The sequence below is a fragment of the Pseudoflavonifractor phocaeensis genome (assembly GCF_021531815.1).
Lineage (GTDB): Bacteria > Bacillota > Clostridia > Oscillospirales > Oscillospiraceae > Lawsonibacter > Lawsonibacter phocaeensis_A.
The window spans coordinates 18,935-35,831 of the sequence record NZ_JADYUM010000007.1 but is presented as its reverse complement, the minus strand read 5'-3'; the positions used below and the strand labels follow the sequence as shown (position 1 = coordinate 35,831).

The following is a 16,897-nucleotide window of genomic DNA, read 5'->3' as shown; positions in this document are numbered from 1 at the left end:
ATGAAGAAACGAGCATTGTCCCTGCTTCTGGCCCTTGTCATGGTGCTGGGCATGCTGCCCGGTACGGTTCTGGCAGCGGATGCCCCCACGGAGGTCGCCAGCCAGAGCGGTCTGGCGGCCATGGGCAGCGTCAACTACCAACTGGCGGTGGATGGCATCAGCGGTGCGCAGACGTATTTAAAGGCGAATGAGCCGGATCCGTACGCCTACGGGTATGAGTGGAACATTTTCTCCCTGCTCCGCTCCGGCGCGTCCATATCCCAGAGCCAGCTGGACGTCTACCTGGACTCCGTGGCAGACACCTACTCCGCCCCTGACAGCGAGGCCCTGAAGCCCACCACCCTGGCCCGGGTGGCCCTGACCCTGGGGGTGCTGGGCGAGGACGCCTCCGATTTCCGGGGGCTGAACTTCATCGGCCCGCTCTGCTCCAGCGGCCACATCACCGACAGCAGCAACGAGGCCATGTGGGCCCTCATCGCCCTGGACAGCAAGGCCTATGAGGTGCCGGAGGGTGCGGCGTGGACCCGGGAGAAACTGATTTCGGAGATCCTCCGCTATCAGGCCGGTGACGGCGGCTTCGGCCTGAACGACAGTCAGACTGTGGGCGTGGACGTGACCGCCATGGCCCTCCAGGCCCTGGCGCCCTATTACGGTTCTGACGAGCAAGTCACAGCCGCTGTGGACCTGGCCCTCAACTGGCTGAAAGGGCAGTTGGACCGGAACTGCGTGGCGGGCGGCACCTCGGAGTCCACGGCCCAGGTACTGACGGCCCTTGCCGCCCTGAAAATCGATCCTGTCACCGTTGGTGAGAACGGCTTCGCGGCCAGCGCGGCCCGGAACCTGATCACCGCGCTGACGGGGTTCCAGCTGGAGAACGGCGGCTTTCAGCATGCCGACACGGCTTCCGCCTCCACTTCCATGAGCACCATTCAGGCGCTTTACAGCCTGGAGGCCTACCGCCGTTTCGCGGCGGGGGAAAACAGCCTGTATGACCTGGCCGATGTGAACCGTTCGACCCGCTCTGTACTGGAAAACCGTCTGAAGGAAGCCAACAGTCTCATTGAGGGAGACTACACCGAGGCGAGCTGGGCCGCCATGGCGGCTGCCCGCGCCGCCGCCCAAGAGGTGTATGACAATGAAGCCGCGTCGGAGGAAAACCTCGTGGACGCCGACAGCGCGCTGGCCGCGGCCATTGCCGCGCTGGAAAAGGTCTCCGGTGACTCCGGCTCCGGCGGCTCCGGCGATTCCATCCAGGTCTATGTGACCATCTCCAACGCCGGCGAACTGGTCATGGCCCAGAGAGCCGTCACCGTCAAAGACTACAACGAAAACGGCGGCTATGACGTGGACGACGCCCTCTACGCCGCCCACAGGGCCGCCTATCCCGGCGGCGCGTCCTCCGGCTACGCCAGCGCGGAGGGCCCTTACGGCCTGAGCCTCACCAAGCTCTGGGGGGACACCAGCGGCTGCTTCGGCTACTGGCGAAACAACAACTCCTGCTGGTCCCTGGCCGACCCCGTGGCGGAAAACGACTACCTGACCGCCTTTGTCTACGAGGACAGCATCTACTGGTCGGACTCCTACTCCAAATTCGACCGTTACGCCTATTCCGTCCAGACCGGCGAGGCGGTCTCGCTCACGCTGGAAAACGCCGGTTATGACGAGTACTGGAACACAGTATTCACTCCCCTGGCCGGCGCTGAGATCACCGCCTGTCAAAGCGATCTCACCCCCGTACCCTCTGAGGATTATACGGTGACGGATACCGGCTCCGGGACCTACTCCGCCGTATTCCGTCAGGCCGGGACTTACTATCTGGCGGCTTACTGCGGCGACCCCCTCACCGTCCCCGCGGTCTGCCAGATCACGGTCACCTCGCCCCAGGGCGGAGGCAGCACCCGCATCACCGTCTCCATCAGCGTGAAGGACCCCCAGGGCAGGACCTATCTGGACAGGACCTCCTATACCCTGGCCGCCAATGCCACCGTCTATGACCTGCTGCGGAAGACCGGCCTGGAGATCACCACGGCCGGCTCCGGCTCCGGCGTCTACATCAAGGCCATCGAGGGGCTGGCGGAATTTGACCAGGGTGCCGGCAGCGGCTGGATGTACTGCGTCAACGGCGTCTTCCCCGAGCTGTCCTGCGGCGCCTATGTGCTGTCGGACGGCGACGACGTGGAGTGGCTCTACACCCGCGACCTGGGCGATGATGTTGGCGGCGGCGCATCCTCCGATGAGAGCGGCACGGAAAGCCGCACCGCGGCCAGGGCGGTCCGGGAGCTGATCGACACCATCGGCGCGGTCACCGCGGACAGCGGTCCCGCCATCGCCGCGGCCCGGGCAGCCTACGACAACCTGACCGACGCGCAGAAAAAGCTCGTCACCAACTACAGCGCCCTCACCGCCGCCGAGCTGGCCTACGCCCAGCTCACCGTCCAGCTCCCCTTCACCGACATGGAGGGCCATTGGGCCCGGGAAGCGGTCCGGCATGTCTATGCGCGCGGCCTGATGGCCGGGACCGGCTCTGACACCTTCTCCCCCGACCTGACCACCACCCGCGGCATGATCGTCACCATACTGTACGCGTTGGAGGGCAGACCCGCGGTGCCGGGCGGTCCGGCCTTCACGGATGTACCGCACGACGCTTACTACGCGGACGCGGTCACCTGGGCGGAAACCTGTGGGATCATCAGCGGATACGGCGGCGGCGTCTTCGGTCCCGACGCCCCCATCACCCGGGAACAGCTGGCCGCGATCCTCCGCCAGTACGCCGCCTATAAGCAGTATGACGTGACGGCGGAGGCTGACCTGAGCCAGTTCGTGGATACGGACCAGATCGGCGCCTGGTCCTTTGACGCCCTGGCCTGGGCCTGTGGGGCCAATATGATCAGCGGCGTGGGCGGCCAGGTCCTGGACCCGAAGGGGAACGCCACCCGCGCCCAGGCGGCTGTGATCCTGATGCGCTATCTGGAAAACGTCGCGAAATAACAGACCGCACAAACGCCGCCGGGCCCCCGGCGGCGTTTGCTTTTCCCCGCCGGGGATGAAATTTATGGAAATCTTAATTCTTCCTTCAACTGGATTTCAGCCTTTTCTGGTACCATGGCAGCATCCAACAGAGAAGGAGGCCTGTTCCATGGCGGAACGCACTGTCTATATCCTGCTCACCCGGTCGGGGACCTGGTTCTCCCGTCTGATCCACCTGGCCACCCAGGACCGCTACACCCACGCCTCCATCGGCCTGGACGGGCCCGCGGGACCCTTCTACAGCTTCGGCCGGAAATATGAGTGGTCCGCCCTCCCCGCCGGGCTGGTGGAGGAGCAGGTGACCCCCCGGCGGCGGACGGTGCCCTGCTGCCTGTACGAGCTGCGGGTCAGCGGGGAGACCTATTTCCGCCTACGCAGCCGCCTGGACGCCATGTACGCCCGGCGGGAGGAGTTCGGCTACAACCTGCTGGGGGCCTTCGCCTGCTATTTTGACCTCCCCCTTCAGCGCCGCCGCCACTACTTCTGCTCCCAGTTCGTGGCGGACCTGCTGGAGGACTGCGGCGCCCTGGAGCTGCCCAAGCCCCCCACCCTGCTGCGCCCCGCCGACTTCTGCAGGGTGGCGGGCCTGCGTCCCGTCCATCAGGGGCCCCTGGAGGGACTTCTGGCCTGGACCGCGGCGTGAGCATAATGTTTCATTTCATGGCCCATGTACCTGAAGCCCGCGTCATGTAGGGCAAGGGCTCTGCCCTTGCTTTTCTGAGTAGGCAAAATACAGGGATATGTTTAGCATTTGAGAATTTCGCCTGCGGGCGGGACGGGGATGGGGATATTTCGCCCCCGGGCGAGGTACTTTTGTAGAGATACAAAAGTACCCAAAAAATCTCCGGGGCTTCGGCCCCGGCCCCCAAGGGGCGTCCTACAAAAAAGCCTGCCTCACGTCCGGCGCCCATTCCCTGGTTTTGCGGCCCCGCCTTCCGGGCCTTCGGCCCTGGGCGGAATGAACCGGAATCCGAATAGCCGCTGAATACCGGCGCCTGAGTTTCCGTATCCTGCGGTCCTTGGCTGTGTTGCTTCTCTCCGCCGTGTGCAGCTTAATTCAGCGGACACCCGCACGATCAGTCCCACAGCGCGTAATCTGCTGCTCTGTCAATAAAATCTACCAGATTGGAAGAACTTTCCCTTGTTAAAACAAAAAGTCCGCCGGGCGTCCGGCGGACTTTTCCTCTTATTCCAGGTCTTCGATCCTCATCTTTTGCAAATCATTCTGAAAATCCCGACGGTTCTTATAGTGGAGCCAGATGCCCCCATGGACCACCGTGGGGATATTGGCCACCAGGAACAGTCCGGCGATGGCCCCCATGGCCCCGGGTGTCAATTCTCTGCGCTCCGGCTCCTCCCGGTGCTGCTCCACGATCTGCCCGCTCTCATCATAGGTAGTAACGGTAGTGGCCCCTCCGCCCGAATATATTTGGAGCCCTGCCAGATTCAGTACGATCAGCAAAGAAAACAGCAGGGACAGCACCGGCAGGATCAGTCCCAGCCGCCCTCCCTTCCGGCATAGCCACACCTGAAGGACCACCAGCAGGGCGATGGGTACCAGCATCATAAAAACGCCCGCTACCAGAGCGATCCCCACGGCGGAAAACATCATACTCACAAGAATTCCTCCTTTTCTCGGCGGTCAGAGCTGCGCTCCGCCCCGGGTCTTTTTATACTCGGCGATCAGCACCTTGGCGGTGTCGAAGTCCAGCTTCTCGCTGACCACCAGCCGCTTGATGGTGGCGATATAGGGGTCGGCGGCGGTATCCTCCCCGATCCGGATCTTCTGGATCAGCCGGTCCAGCCGCAGCCGCACCGTGGGGTAGGTCACCCCGTACTGGGCCGCCATCTCCTTCAGGGACCCGGAGGAAAGGATAAACTTTTTGATGAACACCACGTCCTCCTCCTCCAGCCCCGCCATCCACTCGGGCACCACGTCCACCGACATGCGGTCATCTCCCTTCCTGTTCTGTGTCTGTATTATAATGTTTAATTTTATTAAAGTCAACATTTAATTTTATTTTTCATAATCTTTTCATAATTAAAAAATGCCGCTGCGTCAGCAGCGGCATTGGGATCGTGAAACCTTACGCGGGCGTCCTGCGGCGGAGGAAGGAGAACTTGGTCTCGGAGCACACCACCGCCACAAAGATCAGGGCAAATCCCGCCAGCAGGCGGGCGGTGACCGGGTCGCCGTAGAAGAGCACGGAGAACAGCACGCCGAACACCGACTCCAGGGACAGGATGACCGAAGCGGAGGCGGGGTCGGACCAGATCTGCCCCACGTTCTGGAACAGGAGGGCCACGGTGGTGGCCATGACGCACAGGTAGGCCAGGGGCAGGAACACCGCCGGGTCGGTGAGGGCCTGGGCGGGGAAGGTCTCGGTGCACCCTCCGCAGATCCAGGCGTACAGGGCGGCGAAGGCGAACTGGAACACGGTGAGCAGGGTGATATCCTTGCCGGGGGAGACCTTCTCCACCGCCACGATGTGGGAGGCGTAGAACACCGCGCACAGCAGGGTGAGCAGGTCCCCGGCGTTGATGGACAGCTGGTCGTTGAGGGAGACCAGCCCCACCCCGGCCACGCACAGCAGGGCGGCGGCGATGTTATAGCGGTCGGGCTTCGCCTTCACCACCGCCCAGGTGAGAAAGGGGACGATGACGCAATACACCGCCGTGAGGAAGGCGTTTTTGGAGGGGGTGGTCAGGGACAGGCCAAAGGTCTGGACCGAGTAGGCCAGAAACAGGAAGCCGCCGATCACCGCCCCCCGCCACAAGTAGTCCGGGGTGAATTTTTTCCAGCGCTTCCCGCACACCAGGGCCAGCAGCACCGCCCCGGCGGTAAACCGGATGGCCAGCAGGAAAAAGACGGGCATCACGTCCAGGGCGTTTTTCATGATGAAGAAAGAGGTGCCCCAGATAAGGGCGGCGGCGAACAGCATGGGTTTTGCCAGGATCTTCATGGTCTTGGGGGACATGGATATCAACTCCGGATTGCAAAATAGGGCTGTCCCATGGTATCATGGGACAAATCAGCTTCGGGGCCCGGGCCCCGGGAAGGAGCGGCCCATGGAGCTTCTGGGACGGGATTTTTATAACAGGGACACGGTGACGGTGGCCCGGGACCTGCTGGGCAAACACCTAGTCCGGGTGCTGGAGGACGGCACGGAACTTGTGTGCCGGATCACTGAGACGGAGGCCTACGTAGGCCGGATAGACAAGGCCTGCCACGCCTACGGCTACAAGCGCACTCCCAGGACCGAGACTCTGTTCGCCCCGCCGGGGACCGCCTATATTTACCTGATCTACGGCATGTACCACTGTCTGAATTTCGTGACGGAACCGGAGGGGGAACCCTCCGCCGTCCTCATCCGGGGGGCACAGGCGGTCACAAACGGGGACATTATAGCAAAAAACCGTTTCAATTGCAAGATGGCGGAGATGACCGCCTACCAGCGGAATAACTTTCTCAACGGCCCCGGCAAGCTGTGCCGGGGGCTTGTCCTCACCAGGGCACAGAACGGGCTGGACCTGACGGACCCGCGGGGGGCGCTGTATGTCTGTGACGGCCCCGCCCCCGGGCGTATACAGGCAGGAAAACGCATCGGCATCGACTACGCCCAGGAGGCGGTGGATTTCCCCTGGCGGTTTTGGCCGGAAGAATCATTTTCCGTTCCCCCTTCCGGATGATCCCGGTCAGGGCAGTCCTGCACCACGCCGCACGGTCAGGTGTACCCACCAAAGGCAAGGGCAGAACCCTTGCCCTACATGGGGTCGAGTTCAAGATTTAAACCGATCCAAATTCACCATTTTCATTTCCATGACGGAGGTTCCCATGTACTTTTTCGACCTGGACGGCACGCTCCTGGACTCTAACGGAGTCTGGCTGGACATCGACATGGATTTTCTGGGGCGGCGGGGGATCTCTCCCGTCCCGGAGGACTACACGGACTATGTGACCCACCACACCTTCCACGACGCGGCGGAGTACACCCGCGTCCGGTTCTCCCTGCCCATGACCGGGGCGGAGATCGCGGGCGCATGGCGGGAAATGGCCCGGGAGGCCTACGGCGGCCGCCTGTCCTTGAAGCCGGGGGCCCGGGATTTTCTGCTCCGGGCCAACCAGGCGGGGGTCCGGTGCGCCCTGCTCACCTCCTGTATGCCCGAGCTGTGCCGGGCGGCTCTGGAGGCCCACAACCTGTCCCCTCTGCTGGAGGCGGTGCTGACCACGGCGGAGCTGGGCCTGGAAAAGAGCGATCCTGCCCTGTATCTCCGCGCGGCGGAGCTGTGTGGGGAAGCGCCCGCCCGGTGCGTCCTGTTTGACGACTCCCCCGTCTACTGCGCCGCCGCCAAAGAGGCGGGCTGGCGGGTCCGCGGAGTGGCCGACCCCATCTTCGCCCGCCGGTCAGGTGAGCTGGCGGCGCTGTGCGGTCCGGACGGGTACCCCTTTGATTTTTCCGGTCCCCTCCCATAAATCCACAGAAAAACGCGCAGGAGGCGGTCCCATTGGGACCGCCTCCTGCGCTGTATCAGGGAGTCAAAGGAGAACGCATATTCAATTGGCCTCGACGATCCGGACCTGTCCGCTGATGGGATCCACATAGAGGGTCAGGTCGTTGGAATACGCCTTGCAGGCCGTCAGGCGCTGGGCGCCGCTGCTCTGCTTGAACCAGTTTTCTTCGCTGGTCCGGTCGTCGTCCACCCTGCGGTAGCACTCCACGGCGTCGGACACCCGGTAGGTCCTGCCCCCGGCGGTGACGTAATTCACGCCCTGGCTCTCAAAGAAGTCGGCCGGCTTGACGTTGGCCACGGCAGTCAGTTCCGTGATCCCCCGGAAGGTGTTGTTCGCCCCCAGGGCCACCCCGGTGAAGGAGCCGCTCTTGCCGGAGTATCCGGCGTTGGCCAGCTGCTTCTTCCCCGCATGGTTGACGAGGAAGGCCCTGCGGTTGGTCACTTCCACGCCGTCCGCGCCCGGTTCGCTCACGCTCTGGATGATCAACATTCCATATTCGTAGGTGTCGCCGGTCACCTCGTTCAGGACAATATAGTCCACCATGTTGGAGGAGTTCAAGTGGTAGGTGGCGATCTTGTTGGCGGGGATGGAGCCCATGCTCAGATTGGACAGGCTGATGGGCGCCATGGCGCCGCCCTCCGCCTGCTCATAGATCCGTACCCCGGCGGCCACCGTATAGCTGCCCAGCTTCATGGCTTCCACATTGAAGGGGCCGGACGCCGTCTTGCCGGCCAGCCGGCTGGCGCCGATGACTCCCCTGGTGCCGGAGGTGATGGTGACCAGCTGGTCCGCCAGCTTGTCAGCGCCGGAAACGCTGCCCGTCAGGGCCAGGGTCCCGCCGTTGGGCAGGAACACCTCCGCGCCTCCCTCGGTGACCATGCCGACGGCGGTGGAGCGGACTCCCGCGCCGGGGCTGGCCACTCCGGCCACCTTGCCGTCGGCGGTGAGCAGGAGGGTGACCTGGTCGCCCACCTTGCAGCCCACCGTGGTGTCCCAGGCGCACTCCAGCACCTCAAAGGTATGTCCCAGGGCCTCCATCTTCTCCGGGGCCTTGGGGCTGGGGGCGGCGTCCTCCAGGACGCAGGTCAGCCGCAGGTCGGAGACGATGAGGGTGTTGGACAGGCTGTCGTAGGTGACCACGTCATAGGGCTTGATGTCCCCCAGGGAGATGGTCTGGCGGTTCTTTTGGATCTGGAAGTTGGCGGTCCCTCCGGTGAGCTTGCGGAACATATCGGTGCTGACGGCGCCGGTGACCACCACGGCGCCCGCGTCGCTGGTGGCCATGCTGCCGCTGACATAGACGGCCACCACCTTGCCCCGCTGGGAGAACATGGTGATCTGGCTGCCCGCGGTCAGGGCGGTGTGGGCGCTGACATAGCTGTCCCCCTCCGTCTTGTCGGCGGTATACACCGGGGTGTCGCTGGGGATGGCGTACTGCCGTCCGTTGGTCCCCTTCACATAGGTGGGCTGGGCGGCGCCGGACAGGGTGATGGTGGTGGAGGTGCTGTCATCGGGGACAAAGGTTACGATCTCCTGCTTGTCACTGAGGACCAGCGAGCCCCGGCAGCCCTGGAGGGCGGTGGGGCTGACGGACTCGGTCTTGGGCAGGTAGGTGCCGGCGGAGGTGCGGACGGCCCCCTCCTGGCTGCCGTCCTCCGCCTCCACGTTGACGGCCAGCAGCACCACGTCCTCCCGGGCGCTGCCCAGGGTCTGGTAGTAGTCCCCGCCGTCCCCGGTCTTGCAGCCCAGGGCGTTGACGAAGAGCTGGGCCGCCTGGGCCCGGGTGATGGGGTCGTTGGCTCCGGCGGACACCCCGTCGGTCAGGCCGATGGAGGCGGCCAGGTTCAGGTAGCTCTGGGGCCACACCGCCCCCGCCTGCTGGCTGGAGTAGCCCAGCACCCGGATGAGAATGGTGGCCGCCTGGGCCAGGGTGATCTGGGCGTCGGGCTCAAATTTCCCGTTGCCCACGCCGGAGATCAGGGGGATCTCCCGCTCCCCGTCCTTCAGGGTGGTGGAGGCCGCCAGGTTCACATAGCCCAGGGCCCAGTGGCGGGCGGTGACGTCGGAGAAGATGGTGCGGGTGGCGTGGAGGGCCACCTGGTCCCCCTTCTGCATGAACTTGACCACCATGGTGCAGAACTCCGCCCGGGTCAGGCCGGCCCCGGGGTTGAACCGGTTGCCGCCCACGCCGCTCACCACGCCCATCAGCCGCAGGATGTCGGCGTTGACAGCGGTGGCGGCGTCGGACACGTCGGCGAAGGAGGAGCCCGCCGCCCCCGCGGGCAGGACCGCCAGGGAGGCCAGCAGAGCCGCGGCCAGCACGCCGGCAAACAGTCGTTTTACTTTCATATGTCTCATTCTCCTCGTTCCTTGAGATTGGGGATATTCCGCCCCGCCCCGTCAGTCGGCCCGCAGGGCCACCACGGGCTGAAGGCCGGAGGCCTTGATGGCGGGGTACATGCCGAAGATGATGCCCAGCACCACGGAAAACAGGAAGGCGCCCACGGTGATGCCGGCCCCCGGCAGCATCATGGCCTCGTCCAGCAGCAGCTTGCCGGCGATGAGGGTGCCCACGCAGCCGATGCCGATGCCGATGATGCCGCCGATGGAACAGATGACGGCGGCCTCGATGAGGAACTGGGTGATAATGCTCTTGCGCTCGGCGCCGATGGCCTTGCGGATGCCGATCTCCCGGGTGCGCTCGGTGACGGTGACCAGCATGATATTCATGATGCCGATGCCGCCCACCAGCAGGGAGATGCCGGCGATGGCCCCCAGCACCAGGGACTGCATCAGGTTCTGGCTCTCCATGTCCTGGGCGTAGCTGTTGTTGCTCTGGACGTAGTAGTCCCCCTGGTCCGACCAGCCCTGCTCGTTCTTGGGGAACAGGCCGGCCAGGTAGGCGTCCAGCTTGGTCATGGCCTCGGTGGTGGCGCTGGCGCTCTTGGCCTTGACCACATAGCTGCTGATGGTGCTGTTGTTGTTCATGGTCCGGTTGAAGGTGTAGGGGATGACGATGATGTTGTCCATCTCCGGCCAATACTGGATATTCATGGACTCATACCACCCCACCACCAGGAAGGGCTGGCCGTTGATGGTGATGGTCTCCCCCACCGGGTCGGTGTAGTCAAAGAGGGCCTCCTTGGCCCCGGAGCCCAGGACGCAGACGGCGTTGGTCTTCTCCACGTCCAGGAAGGACATCTCCCGGCCCCCGGCCAAGGTGTAATTGTTGCACACGCCGTACTGGTCGGAGCCCAGCTTGACGTGCATCATCTTCTCCCAGTCCATGCCGCCGCCCATGCCCATGCTGTCCCCGTCGTTAATGGCGAGGGTCTTGGCCCCGTACTGGACGGTCATTTTATTTCCGATCTCCGCGTCCGGGGTGATACCCAGCACCAGGTCGTTCATGGACAGGCAGTAGTCGTACAGCTTCTGGGAGGTCTCGTTGTTGTTGTCGTAATAGGAGTAAGCCTGGACGGTGATCTTGTTGTCCCCCATCTTCTCGAAATACTCCATATTCTTCTTGTTCTGCCCCTGGACCACCGACACCATGATGACCACGCTGGCCACGCCGATGATGATGCCCAGCATGGTGAGGAAGGACCGGGTCTTTTTCATGGAGATGGACTTGAAGGCCATTTTGAAGGCTTGCCACAGGTTCATTCCCACTCCACCTCCTGGGGGTGATCGGCGATGACTCTGCCGTCGGACAGGCGGACCACCCGCCGGGCGGTGGCGGCGATGGAGTCGTCGTGGGTGATGAGGAGGATGGTGGTCCCCTCCCGGTACAGCTCCCGCAAAATCTCCAGCACATGGCGGCCCGTCTTGGAGTCCAGGGCGCCAGTGGGCTCGTCGGCCATGATGATGGGGGGCCGGGTGGCGATGGCCCGGGCGATGGCCACCCGCTGCTGCTGGCCGCCGGACATCTCGCTGGGGCGGTGGTGGGCCCGGTCCTCCATCCCCACCCGGGCCAGGGCCTCCATGGCCATGTCCTCCCGGTCGAAGACGGACACCCCCCGGTAGATCAGGGGCAGGGTCACGTTCTCCAGGGCGTCCAGCTCCTGGATCAGGTTGTAGCCCTGGAAAATGAAGCCGATCTCCCGGTTTCGGATGCGGGCCAGTTCCTTGTCGGACAGGGAGGTGACGTCGGTGCCGTCCAGGTAATACTCCCCGTAGGTGGGGATGTCCAGACAGCCCAGCACATTCATCAGGGTGGACTTGCCGGAGCCGGACTGGCCCACGATGGCCACGAACTCCCCCTTGTCGATCTGGAGGGACACCCCGTCCAGGGCCCGGACCTCGCTCTCCTTGCCCTCGTTGTAAATTTTATAGAGATCCCGAATATCTATGAGCATGGCGGCACTCCTTACCAACTGCTGCCCATGTCGGTGACGGTGTAGTTGACGAAGACCATGTCCCCCTCCTGAATGCCGGAGGTGATCTCCACGTTCTGGGCGTCGGAGATGCCCGTCTCCACGATGACGGGGTAGTAGCCCTCCGCCTCGCTGGGGTACTGGCGCTTCTGGCCGGGCTCCACCGTGGGCAGGTCCAGCTCGGGCACGTCGTCGGGCCGCTCCTCCCGCTGGACAAAGACCACCGCCTGGCGGTTGCCCTCCAGGTCGCTGACGTACTTCACCGAGCTGGTGGGCACCAGGATGCAGTCCGCGGACTCGCTGGTGACAAAGGAGTATTGCAGCCACGCCCCGTCCATCAGGGAGCCGTCGAAGTTGTCCACCGACAGGGTGACGGGGTAGTTGGTCATGCCCTGGCCGCTCTGGGCGCCCCCCATGTCGATGGCGGTGACGGCGCCCATGTAGGGGTTGCCGTTCCAGTCCAGCTCCACCATGTCCCCGGGCTTGATGAAGGAGATGTTCCGGTCGTCCACCTGGATGGTGACCAGCATGGTGGTGGTGTTGGAGATGATGACCACGGTGTCGCCGCTCTTGACCTCCGCCCCCTCGGAGAGGGTGCAGGAGGTGACGGTGCCGTCAATGGGGGCCACGGCGTTGAAGTCCTCCAGGGCCTTCACGGCCTCGTCCAGCCTCTCCTGGGCCTCGTCGATCTCCTCCTGCTTGTTGCGGATGTCGGTGTCGATGGTGGAGGAACCCAGGTACAGCAGGGCCTCCCCGGCGGACACGTTGGCGTAATTGAGCAGGTTGCCCTCCCCCGTCACCGGGCCGCTGGCCTTGGCGACGATGGTCCGGGTCTCGTAAAACTCGGTCTTGCCGTTCTCATAGGGGTAGATGTCGGCGCCGTCGGCGGCCTTGAGCACGGCGGAGGCGTCCATCCCGGCGGTGAGGGTACCCGGGTTGTCAAAGACGATGACCGCCTCAAAATGGACCGCCCCCTCGGGGGAGATGTAGCTCACCTTGTGGACCGCCTCCACCGTCCCGGTGAAGGAGCCCATGACGGCGGGGATGGAGACGGACACGCTCTGGCCCGCCTGGATGTCGTTTTCATAGGCGTAGCTGAAATAGAGGGACAGCTTCAGCTTCCTGTCGTTGACCAGGGTGGCCACGGTGGTCCCCTTGGACACGTCTTGGTCCAGGTCGAAGTCCTGGACCTCCTGGAGCTTGCCGGCGAAGGGGGCACGGACCGTCAGGTTGGATGCCTCCTCCTGGAGGTCGGCCATGTCCTTCTGAAGGTCCTCCAGCTTTTTCCGGGCGTTGGACACCTCGTCCTCGGCGGCCTGGCTGTAGATGGTGTACAGGGGATCTCCGGCCATGACGGTCTGTCCGGCGGTGACATAGACCTCCTGGACGGTGCCGCTCTGGGTCAGGGTGATGGCCGCCGACTCCTTGGCCTTGGCGGTGCCGCTGCCCGACACCTTGCTCTGGATGGTGCCCAGAGAGGCGGGCTGGGCGTAGATCTCCCCCTGGTCCCCGCTCCCGGAATTCAGGAACTTGTACAGGGCGAAGCCGCCGCCGCCCAGGATGGCCGCCGCCACGCCCAGGGCCACCAGCCGCTTGACCAGCTTCTTTTTCCGTGCTCCCGTCTTCTTCACCGGAGCCCTGGGGGGCGCGGGGGTCTCCACTTTGGGCTGGGGATTGGTCACTTCTGGCATAGCGCAAACTCCTCCTCTATCCATTCAAGCCCTGACGGCTTGCTTCGTGCTTTCAAAGGCGGGCAGACCTGTCCCGCACTTCCCATTATAGGTGCCCCGCTCCCGCTCTGACAACTACAGGGCGGTTACAAATCCTTTAAGATTGTCTTAAGAAGCCGGGCCCCTCTGGGACTCTCGATAAATTAGACGCAGACGGATGGAAAAGGTTACACGTTTTTCCCGAATTTTTCCTCCAGCGGAAAACGGCGGCGCGTCCGGGCCGGGAAAGGCCGGGCACGCCGCCGCCGATTTGTCTGCGGGCTTATCCGATTTTTTCCATGTGGGCGGCGGCGGATTTCAGCATCAACCGCTTGGTGCCCACGTCGTCGAAGACAATCTCCGCCAGGGCGTCGCCCCCCATTTTCTGGATGGAGAGGATCATACCCCGGCCGAAGGCCTTGTGGCGTACCGTGTCCCCCTTCTGGAAGCTGGGGGCGGCGCTCCCGCCCACAGCGGGCCTGGCCCCTCCCCCCGCTGGAGGATTCAGGGGGTGCTTGGCCTTGGGGGTGGTCCCATAGCCGCTCCCCGCCCCGGACATGGCCCGGGTGAAGCCGCCGTAGGAGGGCTGCTGGGCAGGCCGCTGGGGCCGCTGGTCATAGGGGCTGCGTCCGCCGGCCCGGCCGCCGTAGCTTCCCTGCCGGTAGGTGCCGTATCCCCCGTAGCCCGAGGTCCGGCTGGGCATCCCGCCCCAGCCGCTCTCCTCCTCCCCGCCCAGATCGGACAGGTAGGACCTTCCGGTCCGCTCCAGGTGCTCCGGGGGGATCTCCTCCACGAACCGGGAGGGCCGGTTGCTGCTGGTCCGGCCGAAGAGCATCCGCTGGTTGGCGCAGGTGAGGTAGAGCTTCTCCTTGGCCCGGGTCATGGCCACATAGCACAGCCGCCGCTCCTCCTCCATCTCCTCCGTCTCTCCGATGGCCCGGATGCCGGGGAAGATGCCCTCCTCGGCCCCCACCACGAAGACCACGGGGAACTCCAGGCCCTTGGCTGCGTGCATGGTCATCATCACCACGCAGTCCTGATCCGGGTCGTGGCTGTCCAGGTCGGTGTACAGGGCGATCTCGTCCAGGAAGCCGGCCAGGGAGGGCTCCTCTCCGGCGTTCTCCATGTAACCCCGGATGGAGGTGAGCAGCTCCCGCACGTTCTCCAGCCTGGTCCGGTCCTCCACGGTGTTCTTGCTCTCCAGCATGACGGCGTAGCCCGTGCGGAGGATCAGTTCCTCGTAGAACTGGTCCAGGGGCAGCTCGCTGAGCAGTCCCGCCAGTTCTCCCATCAGGCTTGTAAAGGCGGCCAGCTTGCCGGCGGACCGCTCCAGCTCCGGGTACATCCGGGCGTTGTCGATGACGGCGTAGAGGGAGGCCCCCTCCCGCCGGGCGATGTCCTGGGCGGTCTCCACTGTCTTCTGGCCGATGCCCCGGGGCGGGTTGTTGATGATCCGGGTCAGCCGCAGGTCATCCTCCGGGTTGTTCAGGACGGCCAGGTAGGCCACCATGTCCTTCACCTCCGCCCGGTCGAAGAACCGGGTGCCCCCGATGATCCGGTAGGGGATGCCGTTGCGCTTGCAGGCGTTCTCCAGCTGGTTGGACTGGGCGTTCATCCGGTAGAGGATGGCGTGGTCCTTCCACTTCTTCCCCTGGCTGTAGTCCTCCAGGATGCGGGCGGCCACATACTGGGCCTCGTCGTTCTCGTTCATGGCGGAGTAGAGGGTCAGTTTCTCCCCCTCCCCGGCGCGGGTCCACAGCTCCTTGCCCTTCCGGCCCTGGTTGTTCCGGATGACGGCGTTGGAGGCCTCCAGGATGTGGCGAGTGGAGCGGTAGTTCTCCTCCAGGCGGATGGTGCGGCAGCGGGGGTACTGCTTCTCGAAGGAGAGGATGTTCTCGATGGTGGCCCCCCGGAAGCGGTAGATAGACTGGTCGTCGTCGCCCACCACGCAGAAGTTCTCGTAGCCCCCCGCCAGGGTAGAGGCCAGCAGGTACTGCAAATTATTGGTGTCTTGGTACTCGTCAATGAGTACATAATGGAATTTTTTCTGATAATATTCCCGAACGTCATCAAATTGCTGGAGCAGACGGACGGTATGGAGGATGATGTCATCAAAATCCAGGGCGTTGGCCTCCCACAGCCGGCGCTGGTACTCCACATAGATCTTGGCGATCTTGGTCAGGCGGAAGTCCCCGGACTTCTCGCACTCAGCCAGGTACTCCTCCGCCAGCTTCATGGCGTCCTTGGCCCGGGAGATGTAGCCCAGCACCGACCGGGGCGGAAACTGCTTGTCATCGACGCCCAGGTCCTTCATGGACTCCTTGATGACCCGGAGGGAGTCGTCGGTATCGTAGATGGTGAAGGATGAGGCGAAGCCCAGCTTCTCGATGTCCCGGCGGAGGATGCGCACGCAGGCGGAGTGGAAGGTGCTGGCCCAGATGTCGTTGGCGGCGGGGCCCAGCATAGCCGCCAGCCGGTCCTTCAGTTCCCCGGCGGCCTTGTTGGTAAAGGTGATGGCCAGGATAGTCCAGGGGGCGGCGGGGTCCAGGCGGCACAGCCGGTCCCGGCGCTCCCGGTCCTCCGGGGACAGGGGACGGCCATTGGCGCAGTCCTCCAAGAAGGTCAGGTCCTCCCCGGTGGCCCACTCCGGGACCTCGGGGCTGTCGGAGCCCCGGCCGTATTTCATCAGGTTGGCGATGCGGTTGATGAGCACCGTGGTCTTGCCGCTGCCCGCCCCGGCCAGCAGGAGGAGGGGCCCCTCGGTGGCCAGGGCGGCCTTCTGCTGCTCCGGGTTCAGCCGGGAGAAGTCCCGGGCGATGGCCCCCCGGCGGGCCTTGGCAAACCGTTGTTCCTGTTCGTGGTTCAGCATGACGTCAGTCTCTCTTTCTTCATTTCACAGTGCTGCTATTTTATAACAAAACCGCCCCTCCGGTCAACCGGGGGAGAAGTTCTTTCGCCCCGGGCCGCGCCTGCCCATTCTCCCCAAACGCCCCCTTTGGGTGTATCTTCCCGTGCAAACAGGACATACGTAATAGTAATAGTAACAGTAATAGTAACGGTAACAGTAACAGTGACAGAAAAAGAAAAAGTCAATGTTATCTGTCAGTGTAAGTGTGGGCCCGGGCGGCCCGGAGGAGAGAGAAATTTTGATGTTCCGGGCGCAGGCGGGCATATTTGGCGCGGATGCCTCATACACTGATGCGGCGCGGACAGCCTCTTGGCTCCCAAATGCAAGATATAGTCCCTTTTTCCCGCAAAACCACGCCATTGTGTGG

12 protein-coding genes are annotated in these 16,897 nt (G+C 63.9%); 4 read left to right on the top strand and 8 right to left on the bottom strand.

The window, feature by feature from the left end:
* Positions 1 to 2,988 carry an S-layer homology domain-containing protein gene (locus I6E42_RS05825; RefSeq protein ID WP_235370991.1) on the top strand — a complete coding sequence of 996 codons (2,988 nt, stop codon included), beginning with the start codon at positions 1 to 3 and terminating at the stop codon, positions 2,986 to 2,988.
* Between the two features lie 148 nt (positions 2,989 to 3,136).
* Complete coding sequence (locus tag I6E42_RS05820; protein WP_235370990.1) at positions 3,137 to 3,670, top strand: hypothetical protein; 534 nt, start codon at positions 3,137 to 3,139, stop codon at positions 3,668 to 3,670.
* A 543-nt stretch (positions 3,671 to 4,213) separates the two neighbouring features.
* On the opposite strand, the gene I6E42_RS05815 is transcribed toward I6E42_RS05820, so the two are convergent.
* The 3 genes from I6E42_RS05815 to I6E42_RS05805 form a co-directional block, all read right to left on the bottom strand.
* Positions 4,214 to 4,645, bottom strand: coding sequence for a hypothetical protein (locus I6E42_RS05815; RefSeq protein WP_235370989.1), 432 nt, complete (start codon positions 4,643 to 4,645; stop codon positions 4,214 to 4,216).
* 24 nt (positions 4,646 to 4,669) lie between these two features.
* Positions 4,670 to 4,975: a DUF2089 family protein gene (locus tag I6E42_RS05810; protein ID WP_235370988.1), complete on the bottom strand. Its 306-nt coding sequence runs from the start codon at positions 4,973 to 4,975 to the stop codon at positions 4,670 to 4,672.
* 139 nt (positions 4,976 to 5,114) lie between these two features.
* A complete protein-coding gene (locus I6E42_RS05805) occupies positions 5,115 to 6,005 on the bottom strand; it encodes a DMT family transporter (protein ID WP_235370987.1) in 891 nt (296 codons plus the stop codon).
* Positions 6,006 to 6,096: 91 nt separating this feature from the next.
* Between I6E42_RS05805 and I6E42_RS05800 the strand changes: the two genes are divergently transcribed.
* Together I6E42_RS05800 and I6E42_RS05795 are read left to right on the top strand one after the other, a co-directional pair.
* Positions 6,097 to 6,717, top strand: a complete 621-nt coding sequence (locus tag I6E42_RS05800; protein ID WP_235370986.1) for a DNA-3-methyladenine glycosylase — start codon at positions 6,097 to 6,099, stop codon at positions 6,715 to 6,717.
* 145 nt (positions 6,718 to 6,862) lie between these two features.
* A complete protein-coding gene (locus I6E42_RS05795; RefSeq protein WP_235370985.1) occupies positions 6,863 to 7,501 on the top strand; it encodes an HAD family hydrolase in 639 nt (212 codons plus the stop codon).
* Positions 7,502 to 7,582: 81 nt separating this feature from the next.
* Here I6E42_RS05795 and I6E42_RS05790 read toward each other — a convergent pair whose 3' ends face one another.
* The 5 genes from I6E42_RS05790 to I6E42_RS05770 form a co-directional block, all read right to left on the bottom strand.
* Positions 7,583 to 9,889 carry an S-layer homology domain-containing protein gene (locus tag I6E42_RS05790; protein ID WP_235370984.1) on the bottom strand — a complete coding sequence of 769 codons (2,307 nt, stop codon included), beginning with the start codon at positions 9,887 to 9,889 and terminating at the stop codon, positions 7,583 to 7,585.
* Positions 9,890 to 9,940: 51 nt separating this feature from the next.
* Entirely contained in the window at positions 9,941 to 11,203 is a 1,263-nt protein-coding gene (locus I6E42_RS05785) for an ABC transporter permease (protein ID WP_235370983.1), read from the bottom strand.
* On the bottom strand, positions 11,200 to 11,895 hold the full coding sequence (locus I6E42_RS05780) for an ABC transporter ATP-binding protein (protein WP_235370982.1): 696 nt from the start codon (positions 11,893 to 11,895) through the stop codon (positions 11,200 to 11,202). The genes I6E42_RS05785 and I6E42_RS05780 overlap by 4 nt, the downstream gene beginning before the upstream one ends.
* A gap of 11 nt (positions 11,896 to 11,906) precedes the next feature.
* On the bottom strand, positions 11,907 to 13,604 hold the full coding sequence (locus I6E42_RS05775) for an efflux RND transporter periplasmic adaptor subunit (RefSeq protein WP_235370981.1): 1,698 nt from the start codon (positions 13,602 to 13,604) through the stop codon (positions 11,907 to 11,909).
* A gap of 301 nt (positions 13,605 to 13,905) precedes the next feature.
* Entirely contained in the window at positions 13,906 to 16,491 is a 2,586-nt protein-coding gene (locus I6E42_RS05770) for an ATP-dependent helicase (protein WP_235370980.1), read from the bottom strand.
* Positions 16,492 to 16,897 lie beyond the last annotated feature (406 nt).

What these genes read in the sequence shown, in the direction of transcription:
- I6E42_RS05825 (WP_235370991.1), top strand. Translation starts at nt 1, where the DNA reads ATGAAGAAACGAGCATTGTCCCTGCTTCTGGCCCTTGTCATGGTGCTG.
- I6E42_RS05820 (WP_235370990.1), top strand. Translation starts at nt 3,137, where the DNA reads ATGGCGGAACGCACTGTCTATATCCTGCTCACCCGGTCGGGGACCTGG.
- I6E42_RS05810 (WP_235370988.1), bottom strand. Translation starts at nt 4,975, where the DNA reads ATGTCGGTGGACGTGGTGCCCGAGTGGATGGCGGGGCTGGAGGAGGAG.
- I6E42_RS05805 (WP_235370987.1), bottom strand. Translation starts at nt 6,005, where the DNA reads ATGTCCCCCAAGACCATGAAGATCCTGGCAAAACCCATGCTGTTCGCC.
- I6E42_RS05800 (WP_235370986.1), top strand. Translation starts at nt 6,097, where the DNA reads ATGGAGCTTCTGGGACGGGATTTTTATAACAGGGACACGGTGACGGTG.
- I6E42_RS05795 (WP_235370985.1), top strand. Translation starts at nt 6,863, where the DNA reads ATGTACTTTTTCGACCTGGACGGCACGCTCCTGGACTCTAACGGAGTC.
- I6E42_RS05790 (WP_235370984.1), bottom strand. Translation starts at nt 9,889, where the DNA reads ATGAAAGTAAAACGACTGTTTGCCGGCGTGCTGGCCGCGGCTCTGCTG.
- I6E42_RS05785 (WP_235370983.1), bottom strand. Translation starts at nt 11,203, where the DNA reads ATGAACCTGTGGCAAGCCTTCAAAATGGCCTTCAAGTCCATCTCCATG.
- I6E42_RS05780 (WP_235370982.1), bottom strand. Translation starts at nt 11,895, where the DNA reads ATGCTCATAGATATTCGGGATCTCTATAAAATTTACAACGAGGGCAAG.
- I6E42_RS05775 (WP_235370981.1), bottom strand. Translation starts at nt 13,604, where the DNA reads ATGCCAGAAGTGACCAATCCCCAGCCCAAAGTGGAGACCCCCGCGCCC.
- I6E42_RS05770 (WP_235370980.1), bottom strand. Translation starts at nt 16,491, where the DNA reads ATGCTGAACCACGAACAGGAACAACGGTTTGCCAAGGCCCGCCGGGGG.